The organism is Plantactinospora sp. DSM 117369, from assembly GCF_053764795.1.
Map to the genome: position 1 here is coordinate 7,956,681 of NZ_CM132446.1, position 23,080 is coordinate 7,979,760.

A 23,080-nucleotide genomic window follows, 5' to 3' on the forward strand; every position below is an offset into this window, starting at 1 on the left:
CAGGCCGGACCCTTCCGGTACGCGGGAGACGCCCTAAACTGAAAGTTCAGAACTTCTTGAATGTTCGAACAGGATAGGCGGTATCGGTGACCGAACTCTCCCCGGAACGGCGCTATGCGGAGGAGGCGGCCGTCGTCCTCGCCGGGATGGGCCTGACCCCGGCGTACGGCAAGCTGCTCGGCTGGCTGCTGATCTGCGACCCGCCGCACCAGACCAGCGGTGAGCTGGCCGCCGCGCTCGACCTGTCGAAGGGTTCGGTGAGCACCGGGATGCGGCTGCTGGAGCGCAGCGGCTTCGTCCGGCGGGTACCGATCCCCGGGCGGCGCGGCCACGCCTACGAGGTCGCGCCGGACGCGATCATCCACACCGTCGTCCAGCCGTTGAAGTTCCGGGTGTTCCGCGAGCTGATGGACCGGGGCGTGGACCTCGCCGGTGGCCAGGACTCCCCGCGGGCCGACCGGGTCCGGATCACCCGTGACTTCTACGCCTACGTCGAGCGGGAGTTGCCCGCCCTGGTCGAACGCTTCAAGGCCGAACACCTCGGGAAAGGAGAGGCCGATGGCTGACCCGGCCATCAGCACCGAGCAACTCGTCAAGCGGTACGGCCGCAGTCGTGGCCTGGCCGGGCTGGACCTGCGGGTCGAAACCGGCGAGGTGTACGGCTTCCTCGGGCCGAACGGGTCCGGCAAGTCCACCACCATCCGGCTGCTGCTGGACCTGATCCGCCCGACCAGCGGCCGGGTGAGCGTGCTCGGCCAGGACCCGCGCCGGCACGGGGTGGCGCTGCGGCGCCGGATCGGCTACCTGGCCGGCGACTTCGTCGTCGACGGCCGGCAGACCGGCCGGGAACTCCTCGGCTACCTGGCCCAGCTGCGCGGCGGGGTGCCGCGCGGCCGGATCGAGGAGCTGGCCGAGCGGCTCGACCTCGACCTCGGCCGGCGCATCCGCAGCCTCTCCAAGGGCAACCGGCAGAAGGTCGGGGTGGTGCAGGCGTTCATGCACTCCCCCGAACTGCTGATCCTCGACGAGCCGACCAGCGGGCTCGACCCGTTCCTGCAACAGGAGTTCGTCGCGCTGGTCCGCGAGGCCCGGGCGGCCGGGCAGACCGTCTTCATGTCCTCGCACGTGATGAGCGAGGTGCAGCAGACCGCCGACCGGGTCGGCATCGTCCGCCAGGGCCGGCTGGTCACCGTCGAACGCGTGGAGGAGCTGCGCGAACGGGCGGTCCGCCGGGTCGAGATCTCCTTCGACGACCCGGTCGAGCTGGCCGAGTTCGCCGAGCTGCCCGGGGTCAGCGACGCGACCCTGGAGCGCGGCACCCTGCGCTGCCGGCTGGCCGGCCGAGCCGACGCGCTGGTCAAGGCCGCCGGTCGGCACTCGGTGCTGAGCCTGCTCTCCGAGGAACCCGACCTGGAGGAGCTGTTCTTCGACTACTACGCGACCGGGGAGGTCGAGCATGCTGCCGGGTAACCCGTTCGGCAAGGCCCTCTTCGACGCCCGGCGTTCGCTGCTCGGCTGGACCCTGCCAATCGTCGGCGTGGCCGCCATGTACGCGGCGTTCTGGCCGACCATGCAGGCCCCGGAGATGCAGGAGGCGCTGGCGGCGTACCCGGAGGGGCTGCTGGAGGCGTTCAACTACAGCGACTTGACCAGCGCGGCCGGCTATCTCGGCAGCGCCGTCTACGGGCTGCTGGTGCCGCTGCTGGTCACCGTCTTCGCCATCACCGCCGGCACCCGGGCGGTGGCCGGCGACGAGGAGGCCGGCACCCTCGACCTGGTACTCGCGCATCCGGTCGGGCGGGTCCGGCTCGCGGTGCAGCGGTTCGCCGCGCTACTGGTCGGGCTGGCGGTGATCGCCGTACTGCTCTGGCTGGCGATGCTGGCGCTGGCCGGGCCGGCCCAGCTCGACGGGGTGGGTGCGGGCGAGTTCGCCGCGGTCAACCTCCAGCTCGCCCTGCTCGGCGCCACCTTCGGCGCGCTGGCGTACGCGGTCGGCGCGGCGACCGGCCGCCGGGCCGTCGCGCTCGGCGTCAGCGCCGGGGTGGCCGTGCTGGCGTACCTGGCGAATTCCGTGTCGCCGCAGGTCGAGGGGTTGGAGTGGGGGGCCGAACTCTCCCCGTTCCACTGGTATCTGGGCGGTCAGCCGCTGGTGCACGGGGTGCAGGCCGGCGATGCGCTGCTCCTGCTCGGCACCTCGGCGCTGCTGGTCGCCGTCGGCACCTGGGCGTTCACCCGACGGGACGTCGCAGTCTGAACCGGGCAACCCGCCCCCTTCCTTCACTTCTTGTTCGACCGGGCGTTATCGGGACGATCGGCCCGATGAACCGCTGCTCGCCAGGCTGCTCAGAGCCTGTCCACCGGATCTTGGGAGATCTCGATGGCTCTGTCCCGCCGTACCCTCCTGCTCACCGGCGCCGCGGTCGGGGCCGCCGGCGCGGTGACCGGCCTGCCCAGCGCGGCCGCCGCCGCCCGGCCGCTGGCCGCCGACCCCTTCACCCTCGGCGTCGCCTCCGGCGACCCGGACTCCGACGGCTTCGTGCTCTGGACCCGGCTCGCGCCGACCCCGCTGGCCTCCGACGGCCTAGGCGGCATGCCGAACCGGGTCGTGCCGGTGCGCTGGGAACTCGCCGCCGACGAGCGGTTCCGGCACGTGGTACGCCGGGGCACGGCGGCGGCCCGCCCGCAGTCCGGGCACACCGTGCACGTCGAACTGAACGGGTTGCAGCCGGGACGCGAGTACTTCTACCGGTTCCACGCCGAGCGGCACACCTCGCCGGTCGGCCGGACCCGTACCGCCCCGGCGGCCTGGGCCCTGGGCGGCGCCCTGACGATGGCCTTCGCCTCCTGCTCGCAGTTCGAGCACGGCTACTTCACCGCCTACCGACGGCTCGCCGAGGAGCACCCGGACCTGGTCCTACACCTCGGCGACTACCAGTACGAGTACACCAAGGACAGCTACAACATCCCGGGCGGCAACCCGCGCGACCACGAGGGGCCGGAGACGGTCACCCTGGCGAACTACCGGCAGCGGCACGCGCAGTACAAGTCCGACCCGGACCTCCAGGCCGCGCACCAGGTCGCGCCCTGGGTGGTGGTCTGGGACGACCACGAGCTGGACAACAACTGGGCCGACGAGATCCACGAGCGGCCCGACATCCCGCAGCCGGACTTCCTGGCCCGCCGGGCGGCGGCGTTCCAGGCGTACTACGAGAACATGCCGCTGCGCCGCACCTCGATCCCGAACGGCATCGACATGCAGCTCTACCGGCGGATCCGCTGGGGGCGGCTGGCCAACTTCCACATGCTCGACACCCGGCAGTACCGGGACGACCAGGCCTGCGGCGACGGTACGAAGGACTGCCCGGCGGCGCTCGACCCGGCCCGCTCGATCACCGGCGCCGAGCAGGAGCGCTGGCTGATCGACGGGTTCCGCCGCTCCGACGCCCGCTGGGACGTCCTCGGCCAGCAGGTCTTCTTCGGCCAGCGGGACACCGACGCCGGCCCGGCGAAGTTCACCTCGATGGACAGTTGGGACGGGTACGTCGGCTCCCGGGACCGGATCACCCGGGGCTGGGTGGAGGCGAAGGTCCGCAACGCCGTCGTGCTCACCGGTGACGTGCATGCGCACTGGGCCACCGACCTCAAGCTCGACTACGACGACCCGACCTCGCGGACGGTCGGCAGCGAGCTGGTCTGCTCGTCGATCACCTCGGGCGGCAACGGCGCCGACTCGGTGACCGGCAGCCACCCGTACTTCCCGCACAACCCGCACCTGAAGTTCCACAACAACCAGCGCGGCTACGTGCTGACCCGGTTCACCGAGCGGGAGCTGCGGGCCGACTTCAAGGTGCTGCCGCACGTCACCACGCCGGGGGCGCCGGCGTACACCCGGGCGTCGTTCGTGGTCTCCGACCGGGTGCCGGGGCTGCACCAGACGTACGACCGGCCGGTCGACCCGGCCACCGCCACCGCCCGGTCCCTGGTCGACCAGGCGGCGGAGACCGCGGCAAGGGAGAACCTGCGGCCCTGAGGCCGCACCGCACCGCATCGACGGAGATGGTCCCGCCGGGTAGACCCGGTTCCTGGCCGGCCCGGTTCGGGTCCGGGCCGGCCAGGGCCGCCTACTCGCCGCGCCGGCCGGCCCACGTAGGTGCCGGTGCGCTACTCGCGATCCGGTGCGTGCCCGCGCGACGCGCGCGTGGCTGGCCTACTCGCGCCAGCCGAGCAGTTCGACCCCCTTGGCCAGTTCCACCCGCAGCCCGGTGACGATCTCCCGGGAGCCGCCCGGCGGCAGCTCCACCCGCCAGATCAGCTCACCGAGCGCCGCCCGCTCGTCCGGCGGCGGGTCGAGCCGCAGCTCCCGGACCGTGATCCCGTCGCTCTGCGAGACCGGAAGCTGGTCGCGCACCGTCAACCGGGCCGGCCGGGGCGTGTGGTTGGCCAGGGTGATCCGGTACTCGACCTCCCGGCGCCGGGTCGAGCCCAGGGTGGCCTTGGTGTCGCTGCGCCGCACCAGCTCCCGCTTCACCCGGATCCGGTCGTCGAGCCCGAGCGCCACCTCGACCTCCTCGCCCGGCGCCCAGGTCGGCAGCGTCGTGCCGCCGACGAAGTCGCCGCCGTGGAACACCGACGCCGGCCCGGGCAGCAGGGTGTGTTCGGAGCCGTTGACGGCGGTGGCCCGCAGGTGCACCCCGGGGGTACGCACCGGCGCGGTGACGTGGTCGAGCCGGGCCGCCAGTTCCAGTACGGCGACGACGGCCCGGTGTGCGCCCCCGTCCGCCGGTACGGCCACCGGGCGGGCCGGCTCGTAGGTGGCGGCCTGCGCCCCCTGGGTGAGGGTGGCGGTGGGCTGCGCCACCGGCGCGGGCGGGCGGGGAGCGGCGCCGAACGACTGCGCCTTGCCGGCGGCGCCCGGTGCCGGCATCGCCGCCGGGGAGAGCGGCCCGCCGGCCGCCCTCGCCCGGACCGGCCCGCCGCCCCAGCCGCCCTCCTGCTCCATCCAGACCGTCGGCTCCGCCTGGCGCAGATACCACGGCTCCAGCTCCGGCAGCTCGGTGCCGGTCGCCGGGCGGGCGGTGGAGAGCAGCAGCGCACACTCCGGCCAGTCCTCGCCGGTCCGCTGGCTGACCAGCCCGAACCAGGTGAGCGTCAGGGTCTCGTCGACCAGCCGCAGGTCGTACGAGGAGGTCCAGCCCGCGCCCTCCACCACGTACGACAGCTCAAGCTGGACCTCGGCGGACGGCTCCGGCGCGGTCGGCTCGTCGTGGCCGCCCGGCTCGATCCGCAGGCTCACCTCGGCGGCCAGCCGGTCCGGCGACCGCCGGCCGGACAGCGCGGCGATCTCCCGCTCGACCGCGGCCAGCCGTTCCCGGGCCTCCTCCTGGCGGCGGGCCAGCTCCCGCCGCCGGGCCTGGCTGGCGGCGGTCTGCTCGGCCACCGAGTCGGTGAAGCCGGCGACGTCACCCGGGGTGGCCTCGCCGGCGGCGAGCGCCCGGGCGTAGCTGGCACCGGCCCGCTGGGTGAGCAGCGCCAGGAAGTCGGCGCGCTGCCCCTCGACGGCTTCGGCGTCGGCCAGCTCGGCCAGCTCGGCGGTGATGCCGCGACGCCGCTGCGCGAGTTCGGCGGCGGTCCCCTCGGTGGCCCGGGGCAGCACCTCGGTCGACACGTCCACCCCGAGTACGGTCGCCGGCCCGCGCCCGCCAACCCGCAGCGAGTCGCGGAGCAGGCCGAGCGGCAGTGGCCCGATCCGGACCCGGTGCTCCCCGGGTGGCAGCCGCAGATCTGTTCGGCGGGTCACCCGGGCCCGGTCCGGATAGACCGTCACGGCGACGATCGGCGCGTCGATTCGGGATGGCGTCATTCGCGCGAGGTTACCGATCCGCCGCCACACCGGGGCGCCTGGAAGTGCCCTACCGGCACCCGGGGAGCTGTGGTCAGCCGGGCAGGAAGGAGAACCGGACCTGGCGGGTGCTGTTGTCGCCGTTCGGGTCGACCAGGCAGATCGACTGCCAGGTGCCGAGCGCGAGCCGGCCGTCCAGCACCGGCAGCGTGGCGTACGGCGGCAGGAAGGCGGGCAGGACGTGGTCCCGGCCGTGCCCCGGCGAACCGTGCCGGTGCCGCCAGCGGTCGTCGGTCGGGAGCAGCTCGTCCAGCGCGGTCAGCAGGTCGTCGTCGGAACCGGCTCCGGTCTCGATGATCGCCAGGCCGGCGGTGGCGTGCGGCACGAAGACGTGCAGCAGCCCGTCGCCCCGACCGGAGAGGAACTGCTCGGCCTCCCGGGTGATGTCCCGGACCACGGGGCGGGATCCGGTCCGAATGGTGATCACCTCACTCTGCATCCCCCCAGTCTTCCCGACCGCCGAACCGATCTTGAATCTCCCGGGGCGAAGAACGCCGCGTTGCCGGAAAGTTACCGCCTGGTACCTGTGTCGCGCATCGCCTCTACCGGGTCTAGACGTGACGGAGCCAGGCATGAGGGGGCAGGATGGCGCTAGAGACCTATCCCACACACAACCTAGGGAACGCCTGTGGCCACGGAACGCAAGCGCCCGGTGATCAGCGACGGCCTGCCGAGCCAGCTTCCGGACATCGACCCCGAAGAAACCAGCGAGTGGGTCGAGTCACTCGACGGTGTCATCGACGAGCGCGGCGCCAAACGCGCCCGCTACGTCATGCTGCGCCTGCTGGAGCGGGCCAGGGAGCGCCAGGTCGGGGTGCCGCCCCTGACCACCACCGACTACATCAACACCATCCCGCCGGAGCAGGAACCCTGGTTCCCGGGGGACGAGCACATCGAGCGGCGGATCCGGGCGTACATCCGGTGGAACGCCGCGATGCTGGTGCACCGGGCGCAGCGACCGGAGATCGGCGTCGGTGGGCACATCTCCACCTACGCCAGCTCGGCGTCGCTCTACGAGGTCGGGTTCAACCACTTCTTCCGGGGCAAGAACCACCCGGGCGGAGGCGACCAGATCTTCTACCAGGGCCACGGCTCCCCCGGCATGTACGCCCGGGCGTTCATGGAGGGGCGGCTGACCGAGGACCAGCTCGACGGCTTCCGGCAGGAGCTGTCGCACCCGGGCGGCGGGCTGCCGTCGTACCCGCACCCGCGGCTGATGCCGGACTTCTGGGAGTTCCCGACCGTCTCGATGGGGCTCGGCGGGATCAACGCGATCTACCAGGCCCGGTTCAACCGCTACCTGCAGCACCGGGGCATCAAGGACACCTCCGACCAGCACGTATGGGCGTTCCTCGGCGACGGTGAGATGGACGAGGTGGAGTCGCTCGGCGCGATCGGCGCGGCCGCCCGCGAGGAGCTGGACAACCTCACCTTCGTGATCAACTGCAACCTGCAGCGGCTGGACGGGCCGGTGCGGGGCAACGGCAAGGTGATCCAGGAGCTGGAGGCGTTCTTCCGGGGCGCCGGCTGGAACGTGATCAAGGTGGTCTGGGGCCGGGAGTGGGACCCGCTGCTCGCCGCGGACACCGACGGCGCGCTGGTCAACCTGATGAACACCACGCCGGACGGCGACTACCAGACCTACAAGGCGGAGTCCGGGGCGTACGTCCGGGAGCACTTCTTCGGCCGTGACCCGCGTACCCGCAAGATGGTCGAGGGGCTCTCCGACGACGAGATCTGGAACCTCAAGCGGGGCGGGCACGACTACCGCAAGCTCTACGCGGCGTACCAGGCGGCGCTGAACCACACCGGTCAGCCCACCGTGATCCTGGCCAAGACGATCAAGGGTTGGACGCTGGGGTCGAGCTTCGAGGCCCGCAACGCCACACACCAGATGAAGAAGCTCACCCTGGACGACCTGAAGAGCTTCCGCGACCGCCTCTACCTGGACATCCCCGACTCGGCGTTGGAGAGCAACCCCTACCTGCCGCCGTACTACCACCCGGGCGAAAAGTCCGAGGAGATGGAGTACCTGCGCGAGCGGCGGCAGCAGCTCGGCGGCTACCTGCCGAGCCGGCGGACGGAGTGGGCGCCGCTGCCGGTGCCGGGCAAGGAGCGGTTCGCCGACGTCAAGAAGGGCTCCGGCAAGCAGAAGATCGCCACCACCATGGCGTTCGTCCGGCTGCTCAAGGACGTGATGAAGGACCGGGAGTTCGGCAAGCGGTTCGTGCCGATCATCCCGGACGAGGCGCGGACCTTCGGGATGGACTCGCTCTTCCCGACCCAGAAGATCTACTCGCCGCACGGCCAGAAGTACACCTCGGTGGACCGGGAGCTGTTCCTGTCGTACAAGGAGGCGATCACCGGGCAGATCCTGCACGAGGGGATCAACGAGGCGGGTTCGGTGGCCTCGTTCACCGCCGCCGGTTCGTCGTACGCCACGCACGGCGAGCCGATGATCCCGCTGTACATCTTCTACTCGATGTTCGGCTTCCAGCGCACCGGCGACGCGTTCTGGGCGGCGGCCGACCAGATGGCCCGGGGCTTCGTGCTCGGCGCCACCGCCGGCCGGACCACGCTCAACGGCGAGGGCCTGCAGCACGAGGACGGCCACTCGCACCTGATCGCCGCGACCAACCCGGCCGTGGTGGCGTACGACCCGGCGTTCGCGTTCGAGATCGCGCACATCTTCGAGAACGGCCTGCACCGGATGTACGGCGAGCGGCCGGAGAACGTCTTCTACTACCTGACCGTCTACAACGAGCCGATCCTCCAGCCGGTCGAGCCGGAGAACGTCGACGTGGAGGGGCTGCTCAAGGGGATCTACCGGTACTCGCCGGCTCCCCCGGTCGGCGGCACGGACGGCGGCGACGCGCCCCGGGCCAACATCCTCGCCTCCGGCACCGGGATGCAGTGGGCGCTGAAGGCCCAGCACCTGCTGGCCCAGGACTGGGGCGTGGCGGCCGACGTCTGGTCGGTCACCTCCTGGACGGAGCTGCGCCGGGACGCGGTGGAGTGCGAGGAGTACAACCTCCTGCACCCGGGCGACGAGCCCCGGGTGCCGTACGTCCAGCGCAAGCTGGCCGACGCCGACGGACCGGTGGTGGCGGTCAGCGACTGGATGCGCGCGGTACCCGACCTGATCTCGCGGTGGATCCCCGGCGACTACACCTCGCTCGGCACCGACGGTTTCGGGCTCTCGGACACCCGGCACGCGCTGCGCCGGCACTTCCACGTGGACGCCGAGTCGGTGACCGTCGCGACGCTGCGCCAGCTGGCGCGGCGCGGCGTGGTGCCGCCGTCGGTGCCGGCCGAGGCCGCGAAGAAGTACGCGATCGACGACATCGCGGCGGCCCCGGTGGGCGAGACCGGCGGGGACTCCTGACCGTCCACCGCTGATCCGCGACCCGGAGGGGCGGGACGTCGCCACCGCGACGGCCCGCCCCTCAGCCGACCGTGGCCAACCCGGTGAGCCGGGCGAGCGAGCCCTCCAGGTCGGCACCGACCCGACGCATTCCCCAGCGCAGCAGCGCCCCGCTGACCGGGCCGGCGGGCCAGCGGACCATGATCAGGCGTACCGAGGTGCCGTCCTCCTCCGGTGCGAGTTCGACGTAGACCTCGGTGCGTGCCTCGGCCCGCGCGCCCGAGCCCTCGGCCCGCTCGCGCCACGCGATCAGGGTCGGCTCCTGATACGCGATCACCTCGGCGTCCAGCGCCCGGCCCGCCGCGTGTACCCGCTGACGGCGGCCGATCCCCTCCCCGGAGAGCACCTCCGCCTGGCGTACCCCGGCCAGCCAGCCCGGCAGGTGTTCAGCCCGCTGGACCAGGTCCCACACCGCCTCGATCGGTGCGGAGACCCGCGTGCTGCGTTCGATGAGCATCATCCTCAGTCGCCTCCATTGCGGACAACCCATGACCATTGGCAGCTTATTCACGATTACGGACGAAACCGGACGATTGGCCGCCGACACGCCGGAAGAAACTACCGCCGTGGAATTCGCCGCCTCGGGCGCACCGGGACGGACGGCGGGGAAACCTGGTGGCGGGCCGCCCCAGGGGCGTGCGTAGGCTGGAGACCGTGACGGTACGCGTACGCTTTGCCCCTTCCCCGACTGGTATGTTCCACGTCGGCGGTGCCCGCTCGGCCCTACAGAACTGGATCTTCGCGAAGCAGCAGGGCGGCGTTTTCGTGCTGCGGATCGAGGACACCGACGCGGCCCGCAACCGGCCGGAATGGACCGAGGGGATCCTCTCCGCGCTGGACTGGATCGGGATCGCCCGGGGCAGCTACGAGGGACCGTACTTCCAGTCCGCGAACGCGGGCGAGCACCGCAACGCCGCGACCCGGCTGCACACCACCGGCCGGGCGTACTACTGCGACTGCACCCGGGAGGCGATCCAGGCCCGCACCGGCTCGCAGTACCAGGGCTACGACGGCTTCTGCCGGGACCGCGGCCTGGAGCCCGGGCCGGGGCGGGCGCTGCGGTTCCGTACCCCGGACGAGGGCGAGACCGTGGTGGTCGACCTGGTCCGCGGCGAGCCCACCTTCGAGAACAAGCTGATCGAGGACTTCGTGATCGCCCGGGGCGACGGCTCGGCGGTCTTCCTGCTGGCCAACGTCGTGGACGACCTCACCATGGGCATCACACACGTGATCCGGGCCGAGGAGCACCTGCCGAACACGCCCAAGCAGCAGCTCCTCTGGGACGCGCTCGGGGTCAAGCCGCCGATCTGGGCCCACGTGCCGGTGGTGGTCAACGAGAAGCGGCAGAAGCTCTCCAAGCGGCGCGACAAGGTGGCCCTGGAGGCGTACCGGGACGAGGGCTACCTCGCCGACGCGATGCGCAACTACCTGATGCTGCTCGGCTGGGCGCCCTCCGGCGACCGGGAGATCGTGCCGTGGTCGGTGATCGAGTCCGAGTTCCGGCTGGCCGAGGTGAACCCGTCACCGGCGTTCTTCGACGAGAAGAAGCTGCGGGCCTTCAACGGCGAATACATCCGGGCGCTGCCGGTCGACGAGTTCGTCGCGGCCTGCCAGCCCTGGCTGACCGGTACCGAGACCATCGCCCCGCCGCCCTGGCAGCCGGCCGAGTTCGACCCGGCCGCGTTCGCCGCGGTGGCGCCGCTGGCCCAGACCCGGATCGCGGTACTCAGCGAGATCGTGCCGAACGTCGACTTCCTCTTCCTGGACTCGCCGCTGGTCGACGAGGCGGCCTGGGCGAAGAGCATGAAGGAGGGCTCCGCCGACCTGCTGGACGAGACGATCGCCGCCTTCGACGCCCTGCCGGAGTGGGCGGCGGAGCCGCTGAAGGCGACCCTGGAGGAGGTCGGCGCCCGCCGGGGGCTGAAGCTCGGCAAGGCGCAGGCGCCGGTCCGGGTGGCCGTGACGGGGCGCAGCGTCGGGCTGCCGCTCTTCGAGTCGCTGGCCGTACTCGGCCGGGAGCGCACCCTGACCCGACTCCGCGCGGCCCGGCTCCGACTGGTCTGACCGGCGGCCCGTTGACGCCGTCCGGACCACCGGCCGGGCACACCGCCGCGACGGTCAGTTCGCGGCACCGGATCGGCGCGAACTCCGGCGCCGGAGCAGCAGTCCGCCGGACAGCGCGGCCAGCACAAGTACGGCACCGAGGACCCACGGCCACCACGCCGGTCCACCGGAGTCGGCGGCCGGGGTAGGTGTTCCGGCCGCGGCCGGCGGCGCGGTGGCCGGCGCCGAGCTGGCCGGGGTGACCGGGGTCGGCGCGGCGGCCGACGGCGAGGCGGTCGGGGTGGCCCCCACGGTGAGGGTGAACCGGACCTCCCCCTTGACCGGGTGCCCGTCGCCGGACGCGACCTGGTACTGGACGATGTAGAGCCCGGCGGCGCCCGGCCGGATCGGTACGGTCACCCGGGAGCCGGCGAAGGAGGGCTTTCCGGCCGCCGCGTCGACGTTGTCCGGGCCGGTTACCGTGACCCGCGTGGTGCCGGGGTCGAGCTTGTTCAGGAAGGTCAGCCGCACGCTGGCCGGCGCCTTGCCGAGCCGGGCGCCGTTGCGGGGATCGCTGCCGGTCAGCGAGTTGTGCGCGGCGGCGGGACCGGCCGGCAGCAGTACGCTCAGCGCCACCAGAACGACGCTCAGCACCAGTGTTCCGACACGGGTGACCCGAGCCCCCATGATCGCCTCCATCCCGCTACGATTTCGCCCAACTGATCAATGGCTCGCCACTTGGTCGACCCTAGATCGCAGATAGTTCCAATAACTGCTCGTTCAGGTGCAACCGAGCGGCGTTCTGCGGAGTCTTTGTAGTGAGTACGGCAGGTCCATCCGGGACAGTGCCGTGCGCTCCACCGACCAACCAGCGCGTGACCTGCATCATGGCCACCATCGAGACGGGGCGAGGAGGTCGGCGATGGCCGGAGAGGTGAGTCGTCGACTTGTCGGCGTGGCCACGCTGTTGGTCGCTGCGGCGAGTTGGCTCGGGATCGCGGGCGCCGCCCAGGCGAAGCCGGCCAAGCCGACATCGGTCGTGATCACCGGCAAGGACCTGTCGGCCCCGCTGACCGTCCAGGCCCAGGACAAGCCGGAGCTCGTCGCCGCGCTCGTCGACCAGGTGGGCTTCCTGAAGACCGGCGGCGGCAACACCCGTGGGTTGAAGGCCGCCGACCTGGGTCCGAAATACACCGTCGTGGTGCACGTCGGCAACGCCGCCCAGCAGTCGTACGACCTCTACCCGCTGGCCAAGGGCGGGCCGCGGGTCTACCGACCGGCCCGGCAGCCGGACAAGAGCCGGCCCGGCGCGGCCTGGTTCTTCGGCCGGCTGACCATGGCCGAGACCCTGCTGGCGGCCGGCGCGCCGCTGCCCGAGCAGAACGTCAGCAGCCTGCACGGCGGCGGGGTCGGCGGTGGCGAACGGGTGATCCCGGACGACGCGATCGGCACCGGCAAGGACGTCGACCGGCTGCTCGGCGAGCTGCGGCAGTTGATGCTGCTCAACGGTGCCGTGCTGCTCGCCATCACACTGGGGCTCGCCGGCATCGCCCTGCTGGTCCGGCGCCGCACCCGCTGACCCGACCGGCCAGTTAGCGCCCGGGAAGCATCCGGTTCGCCACCGGCCGGCCCCGACCACCGGCAGGGCCCCGACGGGTAGCGGTCAGCACCAGCGGCGCGGCGGGCGGTCGCGCCGGACGGAGCGCCGCGACGGGCGTACCGCGCCGTGCCGGTGCGCCCCGGCCCAGCCCGGCAGATCGGTCTGGCAACCCGGGGTACGCCGGCCAGCCGGCTCGACCGGCGTCTCCGGCGAGCCGTCCGGCCTGCCCGGTGAGGTGCTGGCCTGGGCGGGCCGGTCCTGGACCTCGCCGTCCGGCTCGCCCGGGCGGGGCCGGGGAACCAGCCTCGACCGGTCGCCCAGCCGCCCCGGATCGGTCACGGAGTGCTCCGTGCCGCCCGGGTCGGACGCCAGCACGGCGCCCTCCCCGGGATCCGTGGGCCGGCACATCCCGGCCTGGTCGTCCGGTGCCGCCGGTCCGGCTGGCCGTGCCGCTGTCCTCGCCGCCGCCGGACGGGACACACCGGACGGGTCGACCGGATCCGCGGCCGACTGCGGATCGTCGAGGCTGTCCGGGAGCCCGGCGACCAGCGGCTCGGCGCCGGGCCGGCCGGGCGCCGACCCGTCGAGCGGACCCGCCGGAAGCCCCGCACTGGCACCGCAGACCCAGCGGAACCGGCCGACCGGGCCAAGCGGGGGTAACGGGGGCAGCGGCCCACGATCGCCAAGCAACGAGTCCGGCTCGTCCTCCGAACAGCCACGCTCGGCGTCATGCGCCATCCAGGCCTCCTCACACTCGCCGCCGGGTGGGCGGTCGCCCCGGGGTGCGGTGGCCACCCACACGGTTGACGGTGAGCAAGTGCGGGAAAGCGCATCACCGGGACCATGTCACCGTACTGGTCTCCGACGAGGAGTTCGACGCCGCCGTGGCGAGAAACTGCAGCATTCCGTTCTGCGGAAGATCCAGGTCACGAACCGGTTAACCTCCGGCCGGCGGGACACCGCCGGTGGTCACTCCTGCCCGGCGGGCTTCGGAAAGACGGTCGCCCAGAGCGGGAAGGCGACGAGCCAGATCACGATCGCCACGGTCAACCGCGCGATCCAGGCCAGCAGTTCGGCGGTGCGGTCCGGGTCGCCGACCATGAGAATGCCGAGGCCGAGCAGCCCGCAGGCGATGAACCAGCCCAGCAGCCCCTTTGCCCACTCCCGCCACTCGTACCGGGCCCGGGCCCAACCGCCGCTCGGCGGCTTGGTGGGCGGCGGCCCGCCCGCGAACCGGTACGCGAACCGCTGGTCGGCCCAGCGAATCATGCTGTGCCCGAAGGCGACCGAGAAGCCGAGGTACGCCGCCGCCAGCCCGTGCGTGAAGTCGGCGGTGGCACCCCGACGCAGGTCGAGTACGGTGGCGGCCAGGATCACGAGATCGATCAACGGGGTACCGAGCAGCAGCACCGCGCCGAGCCGGGGCATCCGGAGCGGATAGCGGGCGATCAGTCCGGCGCCGAGCAGCACCCAGAACCCGATCTCGCCTGCGGCGATCACCGCCAGCATCCCGTACCCCCGATCCTCCGCCCGGCCACCCGGGTCTGTTCCGGCGCGGCGGCGCTGCCTGGAGCCCGTCGCCCGGTCACTACCACCAGTCTCGGCGGGCCGACCGGCTGTGCCCTCGGCACCGGTACCGAGATCCGGGTCCGCCGAAAGAGGTACGCCTACACCCTTCGACGGACCCTGACCGGGGCGGCCTCGTCGTCGGGGCCGACGGGAAGGGCCCGCCGGTGTGATGGGATCGAGGGGTGACCGCACGGCTGAGCCTGGAGCGCGGGTCCCTCGCCCGGGACATCGCGCTGGCGTCCGCGTCCCTGGCGGGCGGGCTGCTGATGATGGTGCTCGGGGTCTACCACCCGCTCAATCCCGGCCTGCTGGACGCCCCGCCGGTGCTCTTCGTCGGCACCCTCGCCCTCGCCTGCCTGGCCGTGGCGCTGCGCCGGGTGGCGACCCGGCTCGGCCTGGCGCTGGGTACCGTCGCCATCGTCGTCGACCTCGCCTACGGATCGTCGCTGGCCACCAGCCTGGTCTACACCCAGGTGCTCTTCGACTCCTGCGTCTACGGGTCGGCGCGGCTCTGGCGTCGGCTGCTCCGGGTCAACCTGGCGCTGACCGGGGTCGCCGCGCTGACCGGTGTCTTCCTGGCGTCCCCGGCCTGGCAGGGCATCGGGCTGGCAATTCCGGTGGTACTGATCGGCGTACTGCCGGTGGTCAGCGGCATCAGCGTCCGGCAGTACCGCGACCAGGCCGCCGCCGAGCGGGCCCGGGCCGAGCAGACCGCCCGGCTGGCCGAACTCGACCGGCGCCAGGCGGTGGCGGCGGAGCGGAGCCGGATGGCCCGGGAACTGCACGACGTGATCGCCAACCACCTGAGCGCGGTCGCCATCCACGCCACCGCGGCGCTCTCGGTCTCCGGGCTGGACCGGGCCCAACTCGACCAGGCGCTGCGGGTGATCCGGGAGAACAGCGTGCAGGGGCTCGCCGAGATGCGACAGATGATCGGCCTGCTCCGGGAACCGGCCGACCCCGGGGCCGTACCGCCACCGACCGAAACCGAGCCCGTGCCGCCCGGGGTCGACCCGCACCGGCCCGCCACCCCGGACCGGTCGCCGGACAGCCCGGGTGGGGGTGGAAGTTCCGCGTGGGGCAACCCGCCCGGCACCGGATCGGCGCCGGGCGCAGTACCGGGGCGCGGCAGCCTCCCCGCCGCCGGACCGACCCGGCTGGGCACGGTCGACGGTCCGGTCCGGGCCCGGCTCGCCGAGGTGGGCCGGCTGGTCGGCCAGGCCCGGGACGCCGGCCTGGCGGTACGGTTCTCCACGACCGGCGAGGTACGCCCACTGCCGGTCGGCGTGGACCTGGCCGCGTACCGGATCGTCCAGGAGTCGCTCACCAACGCGCTCAAGCACGGCGCCGGCCCGACCACCCTGACCATCTGCCACGAGCGCCGGTCGGTCAGCCTCACCATCGAGAACCCGCTCGCCCGCTCCGGCGAGCCCCGGGGCGCCGGGGCCGGCCTGCCCGGTGCGGGCGCCGGACTGATCGGGATGCGGGAACGGACCGCCCTGCTGGGCGGCCGGTTCGAGGCCGGCCCGAGCGGATCGAGCTGGCGGGTGCACGCGGAACTGCCGACCGCCGAGTCCCCCGGCCCGCCGACCCGGCCGGCAGCCGAGCCCGCCGCGCCGCCCGGCTCCGCCGGGGCGGCTGGCCGGCCGGCGGTGCCGCCGACGGTCCGGCCGTGACCGGGCCGGACGACCACCTGGCCGGCGGCGTCACCGCCGTCGGCGCCCTGGCCAGCGGCGACCGGCCCGGTGGTGCCGGATCGGGGGCGGGCCGGGTGATCCGGGTGGTGGTCGCCGACGACCAGGACGCGGTCCGGGCCGGTCTGGTGCTGATCCTCGCCGGTACGCCAGGGCTGGACGTGGTCGGCGAGGCGGCCGACGGCGAGGAGGCGGTAGCACTGTGCCGGCGGCTCCGGCCGGACGTGGCGGTGCTCGACGTCCGGATGCCCCGGCTCGACGGTGTCTCGGCGACCGCCGAGATCGTCGCCGAGCGGTTGGCCGATGTCCTGGTGCTGACCACGTTCGACCTCGACGAGTACGTCTTCGGCGCGCTCCGGGCCGGCGCGTCCGGGTTCCTGCTCAAGGACACCGACGCCAACGGGCTTGTCGACGCGGTGCGTACCGTCGCCCGGGGCGAGGGGATCATCGCACCGGCGGTGACCCGTCGGTTGATCACCGCCTTCGCCGCCGCCACGCCGACCACCCCGGCAACCGCCCGGACCGCGGTGGCCGACCTGACACCCCGGGAGCGGGACGTGCTGGCCTGTCTCGGGCTGGGGCTGTCCAACCAGCAGATCGCCGAGCGGTTGGCGATGGCGGAGAGCACCACCAAGACCCACGTGAGCCGGATCCTCGGCAAGCTCGGCCTGCGCAGCCGGGTGCAGGCCGCGATCCTGGCGCAGGAACTGGGTCTGCCGCCGCCCTGACCGGTCCATCCCGGTCCGCCGCGGACGGTCGCCGTCCGACTCGGGCCGACCTGGTGCGCCGGCCTGCTGCGGGTCCACCGGTCCGCCACCGGACCCACCCGGTCCGCCACCGGTCGCGCTGGCGGCCACCACCGGTCGGGCTGGCGGCCACCACCGGTCGGGCTGGCCGCCACCACCGGTCGCGCTGGCGGCCGAGCCGTCGACGACCGGAGCGGGAGGCGCTACCGGACGGCCTGGTCCGGCCGGCGGTCGGGAGCCGGCAGACTGCCGGCCGGGGGCGGCGCCGCCCGGGCGGCCAGCGGGACGACGGCGAGCGCGAGCAGCCAGCCGCCGAGCACGTCGGTCGGCCAGTGCGCCAGCAGGGCCAGCCGGGTCAGCCCGACGAAGGCCGCGAAGGCCACGGCCAGCGCGACGATGAGCACCCGGGCCGGGCTGCCGAGCCGGTGCCAGAGCAGGAGTACGGCGACCAGCGCCGCCGCCGCCGCGTTGCTGGTGTGCCCGCTCGGAAACCCGTTGCTGGTGATCACGACGAAGCCGTCCTCCGGCCGGGGATGGTGCACCAGCCAGTGCATCAGCCCCCAGAGCACCGGTATCAGCACCGTCACCACGGCGCAGAGCGCGGCCGCCCGGCGCCCGCCCCGGACAGCCAGCCCCACCGTGACGGCCAGGCCGGCGACCAGGAACGGCACCGTGGCGGCGACGTCGGTGGCGATCCGCAGCACGTCGACCACCCGGGGGCTGGTGTCGCCGTACCCCCGGAAGGTGTCGCTGACGGCGGTGTCGAACCGGTCCAGCGGCGCCCAGCCGGCCACGGTCAGTGCGAGCAGCACCAGGAAACCGGCGAGCGCGAGCAGCGGGACCACCAGCGGCGGGCGGGCGACCATCGGGCCATGATGCCACGGCCGATGGTGGTGTCCGGGATTCCGCGTGGCACGCTGGGCCGATGGCGAGCAAGGCGGGCGACGGCGAACTGGCGGCCACGCTGCGCAAGATCGAGCGGGCGGCGGGCAGCCTGGCCAGCGCCAGCGTCACCCGGATGGACGAGACGCTGCCCTGGTTCCGCGACCTGCCGGCCGAGCAGCGGTCCTGGGTGATGCTGGTCGCCCAGGCCGGCGTCCGGTCACTGGTCGAGTGGCTGCGGTCGCGGCCGGACGCCGACGACCGCAGCGGCGCCGACGCGCTGGCGGACAGTCCGGACGAGGTCTTCGCCGCCGCGCCCCGGGCGCTGGCCCGGTCGATCAGCCTCCAGCAGACGGTGGCCCTGATCAAGGTGACCATCGACGTGGTGGAGGAGCAGGTACCGCACCTCGCGGCGCCCGGCGAGGAGCGGCTGCTGCACGAGGCCGTACTCAAGTTCTCCCGGGAGATCGCCTTCGCGGCCGCCCGGGTGTACGCGCGGGCCGCCGAGTCGCGCGGCTCCTGGGACGCCCGCCTCCAGGCGCTACTGGTGGACGCGCTGCTCCGGGGCGACTCCCCGGACGTGCTGGCCAGCCGGGCAGCGGCGCTGGGCTGGTCGGACGCCCCACCGGTGGCGGTGGCGGTGGGCCGGTCCCCGGGCGGCGAGGTCGCCGCCGTGCTGCACACCATCTACCGGGTCACCCGGCGGCTCGGCCTGGAGATGATCGGCGGGGTGCACGGTGACCGCCTCGTCCTGGTGCTCGGCGGCGCGACCGACCCGCTGGCCGCCACCGCGAAGATGCTCGCCGGGTTCGGCCCCGGTCCGGTGGTGGTCGGGCCGGCCGTGCCGAGTTTGGACGCGGCGACGGACTCGGCCCGGGCGGCGCTGGCCGGCTTCCGGGCCGCACCGGCCTGGCCGGCCGCGCCCCGCCCGGTGGCCGCCGCGGACCTGCTCCCCGAGCGGGCCCTGGCCGGTGACCCGGAGGCCCGGCGGGCGCTGCGCCAGGACGTCTACGCCGCGCTGGTCCGGGCCGGCGGCGAGCTGCTGGAGACCCTGGACGCGTTCTTCGCGGCCGGCGGTGTGCTGGAGAGTGCCGCCCGGACGCTCTTCGTGCACCCGAACACGGTGCGGTACCGGCTGCGTCGGGTCGCGGATGTGACGGGATTCTCCCCACTCACCGCCCGGGACTCCTTCGCGTTGCGGATGGCGTTGACGATCGGACGGCTGGATCCGTCCGCCCCGGTCGGACCAGGGACGGGACAGTAGCCCCGGATCGGACAGACGGAACGAGAAGTCCGTGATCGCCATGGATCTTTGTAGGGTCCTCACAAAGCTGGTAGTGCGGATTGGTACATCACGGCAACCACGCTGGGACGGATGATCCAGGAGAGTCGTAAGCGTGCTCGCCGTACTCTCGCCCGGCCAGGGTTCCCAGAAGCCCGGCTTCCTGACCCCGTGGCTCCAGGTCCCCGGCACAGCCGCCCGGCTGCGCTGGTGGTCGGTGCTGGCCGGCGTCGACCTCGTCCGGCTCGGCACCGAGGGTGACGCCGACGAGATCCGGGACACCGCGCGTACCCAGCCACTGCTGGTCGCCGCCGCCCTGCTCGCCGCGGAACAGCTTCCGATGCACGACGTGACGGTAACCGCCGGGCACAGCGTCGGTGAACTGGCCGCGGCGGCGCTGGCCGGCGTACTGACCCCGGAGACGGCGGTCACCCTGGCCGGCGTACGGGGTCGGGAGATGGCCGCCGCCTGCGCACTCGAACCGACCGGAATGTCGGCAGTGATGGGCGGCGACCGGGACGAGGTGCTGGCCGCCCTCGCCGCGCACGACCTGCACCCGGCCAACTTCAACGGCGCCGGCCAGATCGTGGTGGCCGGCGCGGTCGACCGGCTGGCGAAGTTCGCCGCCGACGCGCCCGCCGGCACCAAGGTGATCGCCCTCAAGGTCGCCGGGGCTTTCCACACCCCCTACATGGCACCGGCCGAGCAGGCCCTCGCCAGCATCGCGGCCGGGATCATCCCGACCGACCCGACCCGGATCCTGCTCTCCAACGCCGACGGCGCCGCCGTCGACCACGGGCGGGAGATGCTGCACCGCCTGGTCCGCCAGGTGACCGCCCCGGTCCGCTGGGACGTCTGTGTCCGCCGCCTCGTCGACCTCGGTGTGACCGCGGTGATCGAGCTTCCTCCGGCCGGCACCCTCGCCGGGCTGATCAAGCGGGAACTCAAGGGCACCGGCCAGGTCCCCGAGATCGTCACCCTGAACACCCCGGACGACCTGGCCGCGGCCCGCGACCTGATCGCCCGGCACGGCGCACCGTCCGGGCACCGCCCGGCCACGCGGTTCCGGGTGGTGGTGGCCGGCACCGCTGGCACCTTCGCACCGGTCGAGGGCCTGGCCGAGGGCACCGCCATCGAGTCCGGGCAGGTCGTCGGCCACGTCGCCACCCGGCAGGGCGCGGTCGAGGTCACCGCGCACGGCACCGGCGTACTCACCGAATGGCTCGCCCACCACGACGACCCGGTCGCCCCGGGCCAGCCCCTCGCCCGCATCGGAGGACAGCTTTCATGACCGGTCACCGGGAGAACCCGGATCACCGCCCGGCGGTGGTCCGGTGAGCAGGATGATCGCGCTCGGCCACTATCAGCCGTCGCGGGTACTCACCAACGACGACCTGGCCCAGCTCGTCGACACCAACGACACCTGGATCCGCGAGCGGGTCGGCATCGCCACCCGGCGGATCGCCGACACCGAGACCGTCGCCGACATGGCCGCCGCCGCGGCCGACAAGGCTCTGGCCAACTCGGGGCTGGCCGCCTCCGACATCGACCTGGTCGTGGTGGCCACCTGCTCGGCCGTGGACCGCAGCCCGAACACCGCCTGCCGGGTCGCCGCCAAGCTCGGCATCGACGCACCAGGCGCCTTCGACATCAACACCGCCTGCTCCGGCTTCTCCTACGCGCTCGGCACCGCCGACCACGCGCTCCGGGCCGGCGCCGCCCGCAACGCGATCGTGATCGGTGCGGAGAAGCTCTCCGACTTCACCGACTGGACCGACCGGTCGACCTGCATCCTCTTCGGCGACGCCGCCGGGGCGGCCGTACTCACCGCCACCGGGGACGACGAGCCGGACGGCATCGGGCCGGTGGTCTGGGGCTCGGTTCCGGAGCGCAGCGAGGCGGTCCGGATCGAGGGCTGGCGCCCGTACATCCAGCAGGAGGGGCAGTCCGTCTTCCGCTGGGCCACCACCGCACTGGCCCCGCTCGCCCTGAAGGCGTGCGAGCGGGCCGGCGTCGCCCCGTCGGAGATCGCGGCGTTCGTGCCGCACCAGGCCAACCTGCGGATCATCGAGGGCATCGCCAAGCGGCTCGACATGCCGCAGGCGGTGATCGCCAAGGACATCGTCGAGTCCGGCAACACCTCGGCGGCGAGCGTGCCGCTGGCCCTCTCCAAGCTGGTCGAACGCCGGGAGGTGCCGTCCGGCGCCCCGGTGCTGCTGTTCGGCTTCGGCGGCGGCCTCACCTACGCCGGACAGGTCGTCCGGTGCCCCTGATCCGGTGCTCCGGGGCCGGCACGACGCAGCCGCCGGCCCGGCTCCACCAACATCCACCGGTCGGACGCTGACCAGCGGTGGCGGACGGATCCGCCACCGCAGATATCCATCCATGGAGAGGAAAGAACCACAATGACCCGTGACGAGATCACCGCCGGCCTCGCCGAGATCCTCGAAGAGGTTGCCGGAGTGAGCCCGGACGACGTCGCCGAGGAGAAGTCGTTCACCGACGACCTCGACGTCGACTCGCTCTCCATGGTCGAGGTCGTGGTGGCCGCCGAGGAGAAGTTCGGCGTCAAGATCCCGGACAACGACGTCCAGAACCTCAAGACCGTCGGCGACGCCGTCGCCTACATCGAGGCGCAGTCCTGACCATGAGTCGTCCCGACGTCGTCGTCACCGGGCTCGGCGCGACGACCCCGCTCGGCGGGGACGTCGCGTCGACCTGGGAGGCCATGCTGGCAGGCCGCTCCGGGGTGGGTCCGCTCACCCAGGAGTGGGCCGGGCAGCTCCCGGTACGCATCGCCGCCCAGCTCGCGGTCGAACCGACCGAGAAACTGGACCGGGTCAAGCTGCGCCGGCTCGACCGGTCGGAGGCGATCGCGCTGATCGCCGCACACGAGGCCTGGGCGGACGCCGGCCTCGCCGACTCGCCGCCGGATCCGGAGCGGCTCGCGGTGAGCGTCGGCTCCGGCATCGGCGGGGCGCAGACCCTGCTCGCCCAGGACGACATCCTGGAGGCCTCCGGGCCGCGGCGGGTCTCCCCGCACACGGTCCCGATGCTGATGCCGAACGGCCCGGCCGCGTGGGTCGGGCTGGAACTGGGTGCGCAGGCGGGAGTCCACTCGGTGGCCAGCGCCTGCGCCACCGGGGCCGAGGCGATCGCGCTCGGACTCGACATGATCCGCTCCGGCCGCGCCGACGTGGTGCTGGCCGGCGGTACCGAGGCGGTCGTGCACCCGCTGCCGATCGCCGGGTTCGCCTCGATGCGGGCGATGTCGACCCGCAACGACGACCCGGAGCGCGCCTCCCGGCCGTGGGACAAGGGCCGGGACGGCTTCGTACTCGGTGAGGGGGCCGGCGCGGTCGTCCTGGAGCGGGCCGACCACGCCGCCGCGCGCGGGGCCCGGGTCTACGCCCGACTGGCCGGCGCCGCGCTCACCTCCGACGGGTACGACATCGTGCAGCCGCACCCCGAGGGGCGCGGCGTGATCCGGGCGATCAACATGGCGATCGCCGACGCCGGCATCGACCGCTCGGACATCGTGCACGTCAACGCGCACGCCACCTCCACCCCGGTCGGTGACATCGCCGAGATCGTCGCCCTGCGGTCCGCGCTCGGTACCCACCCGGTGCTGACCGCGACCAAGTCGATGACCGGGCACCTGCTGGGTGCCGCCGGCGCGCTGGAGTCGATCGCCACCATCCTGGCCATCCGGGACGGGGTGATCCCGCCGACGATCAACCTCGACGACCCCGACGACGCCCTCGACCTGGACGTCGCCGTGCACAAGGCCCGGCAGATGGACGTGCCGGCGGCGCTGAACAACGGATTCGGATTCGGTGGCCACAACGCGGTCCTCGTCTTCGCCCGGGCCTGACCGTCCGACGGATGTCCCGCTCCACCACCGGCGGTGCCGGCCGGGTACGCCCGGAGCGCGTACCCGG

The 23,080-nt window shown here is 73.2% G+C and carries 21 protein-coding genes; 14 read left to right on the top strand and 7 right to left on the bottom strand.

Annotation, left to right across the window (positions count from 1 at the left end):
- Window positions 1-146 precede the first annotated feature (146 nt).
- The 4 genes from ACSMXO_RS33860 to ACSMXO_RS33875 all read left to right on the top strand — a co-directional run bounded on the left by ACSMXO_RS33860 (window position 147) and on the right by ACSMXO_RS33875 (window position 4,030).
- Window positions 147-566 (top strand): GbsR/MarR family transcriptional regulator, encoded by a 420-nt coding sequence (locus tag ACSMXO_RS33860; protein WP_455419375.1) that lies wholly within the window; start codon window positions 147-149, stop codon window positions 564-566.
- Window positions 559-1,470, top strand: coding sequence for an ABC transporter ATP-binding protein (locus ACSMXO_RS33865; RefSeq protein WP_346261143.1), 912 nt, complete (start codon window positions 559-561; stop codon window positions 1,468-1,470). Before ACSMXO_RS33860 ends, ACSMXO_RS33865 begins: the two co-directional genes overlap by 8 nt.
- Window positions 1,457-2,254: an ABC transporter permease gene (locus ACSMXO_RS33870; RefSeq protein ID WP_455415178.1), complete on the top strand. Its 798-nt coding sequence runs from the start codon at window positions 1,457-1,459 to the stop codon at window positions 2,252-2,254. The genes ACSMXO_RS33865 and ACSMXO_RS33870 overlap by 14 nt, the downstream gene beginning before the upstream one ends.
- Before the next feature lie 123 nt (window positions 2,255-2,377).
- Window positions 2,378-4,030, top strand: coding sequence for an alkaline phosphatase D family protein (locus tag ACSMXO_RS33875; RefSeq protein WP_455415179.1), 1,653 nt, complete (start codon window positions 2,378-2,380; stop codon window positions 4,028-4,030).
- Between the two features lie 177 nt (window positions 4,031-4,207).
- On the opposite strand, the gene ACSMXO_RS33880 is transcribed toward ACSMXO_RS33875, so the two are convergent.
- Together ACSMXO_RS33880 and ACSMXO_RS33885 are read right to left on the bottom strand one after the other, a co-directional pair.
- A complete protein-coding gene (locus tag ACSMXO_RS33880) occupies window positions 4,208-5,860 on the bottom strand; it encodes a mucoidy inhibitor MuiA family protein (RefSeq protein ID WP_455415180.1) in 1,653 nt (550 codons plus the stop codon).
- A gap of 73 nt (window positions 5,861-5,933) precedes the next feature.
- The gene (locus tag ACSMXO_RS33885; protein ID WP_318394219.1) at window positions 5,934-6,338 is read right to left on the bottom strand and encodes a YjbQ family protein; all 405 of its coding nucleotides are present in this window, start codon (window positions 6,336-6,338) and stop codon (window positions 5,934-5,936) included.
- Window positions 6,339-6,527: 189 nt separating this feature from the next.
- Here ACSMXO_RS33885 and aceE point away from each other — a divergent pair, with 189 nt between their 5' ends.
- Window positions 6,528-9,284, top strand: a complete 2,757-nt coding sequence (aceE, locus tag ACSMXO_RS33890) for a pyruvate dehydrogenase (acetyl-transferring), homodimeric type (RefSeq protein ID WP_346261147.1) — start codon at window positions 6,528-6,530, stop codon at window positions 9,282-9,284.
- Window positions 9,285-9,345: 61 nt separating this feature from the next.
- Here aceE and ACSMXO_RS33895 read toward each other — a convergent pair whose 3' ends face one another.
- Window positions 9,346-9,783 (bottom strand): SRPBCC family protein, encoded by a 438-nt coding sequence (locus ACSMXO_RS33895; protein ID WP_101367363.1) that lies wholly within the window; start codon window positions 9,781-9,783, stop codon window positions 9,346-9,348.
- Window positions 9,784-9,977: 194 nt separating this feature from the next.
- Between ACSMXO_RS33895 and gltX the strand changes: the two genes are divergently transcribed.
- Entirely contained in the window at window positions 9,978-11,387 is a 1,410-nt protein-coding gene (gene gltX, locus ACSMXO_RS33900; RefSeq protein ID WP_455415181.1) for a glutamate--tRNA ligase, read from the top strand.
- Between the two features lie 54 nt (window positions 11,388-11,441).
- Here the strand turns inward: gltX and ACSMXO_RS33905 are convergent, their stop codons facing one another.
- On the bottom strand, window positions 11,442-12,020 hold the full coding sequence (locus ACSMXO_RS33905; RefSeq protein WP_455415182.1) for a copper resistance CopC family protein: 579 nt from the start codon (window positions 12,018-12,020) through the stop codon (window positions 11,442-11,444).
- A 268-nt stretch (window positions 12,021-12,288) separates the two neighbouring features.
- Between ACSMXO_RS33905 and ACSMXO_RS33910 the strand changes: the two genes are divergently transcribed.
- The gene (locus ACSMXO_RS33910) at window positions 12,289-12,945 is read left to right on the top strand and encodes a hypothetical protein (RefSeq protein WP_346261150.1); all 657 of its coding nucleotides are present in this window, start codon (window positions 12,289-12,291) and stop codon (window positions 12,943-12,945) included.
- Between the two features lie 84 nt (window positions 12,946-13,029).
- Here ACSMXO_RS33910 and ACSMXO_RS33915 read toward each other — a convergent pair whose 3' ends face one another.
- Complete coding sequence (locus ACSMXO_RS33915) at window positions 13,030-13,704, bottom strand: hypothetical protein (RefSeq protein WP_455415183.1); 675 nt, start codon at window positions 13,702-13,704, stop codon at window positions 13,030-13,032.
- Between the two features lie 231 nt (window positions 13,705-13,935).
- Window positions 13,936-14,475, bottom strand: coding sequence for a hypothetical protein (locus ACSMXO_RS33920; protein ID WP_455415184.1), 540 nt, complete (start codon window positions 14,473-14,475; stop codon window positions 13,936-13,938).
- 242 nt (window positions 14,476-14,717) lie between these two features.
- Between ACSMXO_RS33920 and ACSMXO_RS33925 the strand changes: the two genes are divergently transcribed.
- A complete protein-coding gene (locus ACSMXO_RS33925; protein WP_455415185.1) occupies window positions 14,718-16,211 on the top strand; it encodes a sensor histidine kinase in 1,494 nt (497 codons plus the stop codon).
- Window positions 16,212-16,306: 95 nt separating this feature from the next.
- Window positions 16,307-16,957 (top strand): response regulator transcription factor, encoded by a 651-nt coding sequence (locus ACSMXO_RS33930; RefSeq protein ID WP_346261211.1) that lies wholly within the window; start codon window positions 16,307-16,309, stop codon window positions 16,955-16,957.
- 221 nt (window positions 16,958-17,178) lie between these two features.
- On the opposite strand, the gene ACSMXO_RS33935 is transcribed toward ACSMXO_RS33930, so the two are convergent.
- Entirely contained in the window at window positions 17,179-17,841 is a 663-nt protein-coding gene (locus tag ACSMXO_RS33935) for a phosphatase PAP2 family protein (RefSeq protein WP_455415186.1), read from the bottom strand.
- Window positions 17,842-17,900: 59 nt separating this feature from the next.
- On the opposite strand from ACSMXO_RS33935, the gene ACSMXO_RS33940 reads away from it, so the two are divergent.
- The 5 genes from ACSMXO_RS33940 to fabF all read left to right on the top strand — a co-directional run bounded on the left by ACSMXO_RS33940 (window position 17,901) and on the right by fabF (window position 23,013).
- The gene (locus tag ACSMXO_RS33940) at window positions 17,901-19,121 is read left to right on the top strand and encodes a PucR family transcriptional regulator (protein ID WP_346261154.1); all 1,221 of its coding nucleotides are present in this window, start codon (window positions 17,901-17,903) and stop codon (window positions 19,119-19,121) included.
- Window positions 19,122-19,254: 133 nt separating this feature from the next.
- The gene (locus tag ACSMXO_RS33945; protein ID WP_346261155.1) at window positions 19,255-20,430 is read left to right on the top strand and encodes an acyltransferase domain-containing protein; all 1,176 of its coding nucleotides are present in this window, start codon (window positions 19,255-19,257) and stop codon (window positions 20,428-20,430) included.
- 52 nt (window positions 20,431-20,482) lie between these two features.
- Window positions 20,483-21,412: a beta-ketoacyl-ACP synthase III gene (locus ACSMXO_RS33950; RefSeq protein ID WP_346261212.1), complete on the top strand. Its 930-nt coding sequence runs from the start codon at window positions 20,483-20,485 to the stop codon at window positions 21,410-21,412.
- A gap of 132 nt (window positions 21,413-21,544) precedes the next feature.
- A complete protein-coding gene (locus tag ACSMXO_RS33955; protein WP_107261778.1) occupies window positions 21,545-21,784 on the top strand; it encodes an acyl carrier protein in 240 nt (79 codons plus the stop codon).
- A gap of 2 nt (window positions 21,785-21,786) precedes the next feature.
- Window positions 21,787-23,013, top strand: coding sequence for a beta-ketoacyl-ACP synthase II (fabF, locus tag ACSMXO_RS33960; protein WP_455415187.1), 1,227 nt, complete (start codon window positions 21,787-21,789; stop codon window positions 23,011-23,013).
- The last annotated feature ends 67 nt before the right edge of the window (window positions 23,014-23,080 follow it).

Excerpts from the sequence above, each read along its gene's own strand:
- ACSMXO_RS33860 (WP_455419375.1), top strand. The coding sequence starts at position 147 with ATGGGCCTGACCCCGGCGTACGGCAAGCTGCTCGGCTGGCTGCTGATC.
- ACSMXO_RS33865 (WP_346261143.1), top strand. The coding sequence starts at position 559 with ATGGCTGACCCGGCCATCAGCACCGAGCAACTCGTCAAGCGGTACGGC.
- ACSMXO_RS33870 (WP_455415178.1), top strand. The coding sequence starts at position 1,457 with ATGCTGCCGGGTAACCCGTTCGGCAAGGCCCTCTTCGACGCCCGGCGT.
- ACSMXO_RS33875 (WP_455415179.1), top strand. The coding sequence starts at position 2,378 with ATGGCTCTGTCCCGCCGTACCCTCCTGCTCACCGGCGCCGCGGTCGGG.
- ACSMXO_RS33880 (WP_455415180.1), bottom strand. The coding sequence starts at position 5,860 with ATGACGCCATCCCGAATCGACGCGCCGATCGTCGCCGTGACGGTCTAT.
- ACSMXO_RS33885 (WP_318394219.1), bottom strand. The coding sequence starts at position 6,338 with ATGCAGAGTGAGGTGATCACCATTCGGACCGGATCCCGCCCCGTGGTC.
- ACSMXO_RS33895 (WP_101367363.1), bottom strand. The coding sequence starts at position 9,783 with ATGATGCTCATCGAACGCAGCACGCGGGTCTCCGCACCGATCGAGGCG.
- ACSMXO_RS33910 (WP_346261150.1), top strand. The coding sequence starts at position 12,289 with ATGGCCGGAGAGGTGAGTCGTCGACTTGTCGGCGTGGCCACGCTGTTG.
- ACSMXO_RS33915 (WP_455415183.1), bottom strand. The coding sequence starts at position 13,704 with ATGGCGCATGACGCCGAGCGTGGCTGTTCGGAGGACGAGCCGGACTCG.
- ACSMXO_RS33920 (WP_455415184.1), bottom strand. The coding sequence starts at position 14,475 with ATGCTGGCGGTGATCGCCGCAGGCGAGATCGGGTTCTGGGTGCTGCTC.
- ACSMXO_RS33935 (WP_455415186.1), bottom strand. The coding sequence starts at position 17,841 with ATGGTCGCCCGCCCGCCGCTGGTGGTCCCGCTGCTCGCGCTCGCCGGT.
- ACSMXO_RS33940 (WP_346261154.1), top strand. The coding sequence starts at position 17,901 with ATGGCGAGCAAGGCGGGCGACGGCGAACTGGCGGCCACGCTGCGCAAG.
- ACSMXO_RS33950 (WP_346261212.1), top strand. The coding sequence starts at position 20,483 with ATGATCGCGCTCGGCCACTATCAGCCGTCGCGGGTACTCACCAACGAC.
- ACSMXO_RS33955 (WP_107261778.1), top strand. The coding sequence starts at position 21,545 with ATGACCCGTGACGAGATCACCGCCGGCCTCGCCGAGATCCTCGAAGAG.
- fabF (WP_455415187.1), top strand. The coding sequence starts at position 21,787 with ATGAGTCGTCCCGACGTCGTCGTCACCGGGCTCGGCGCGACGACCCCG.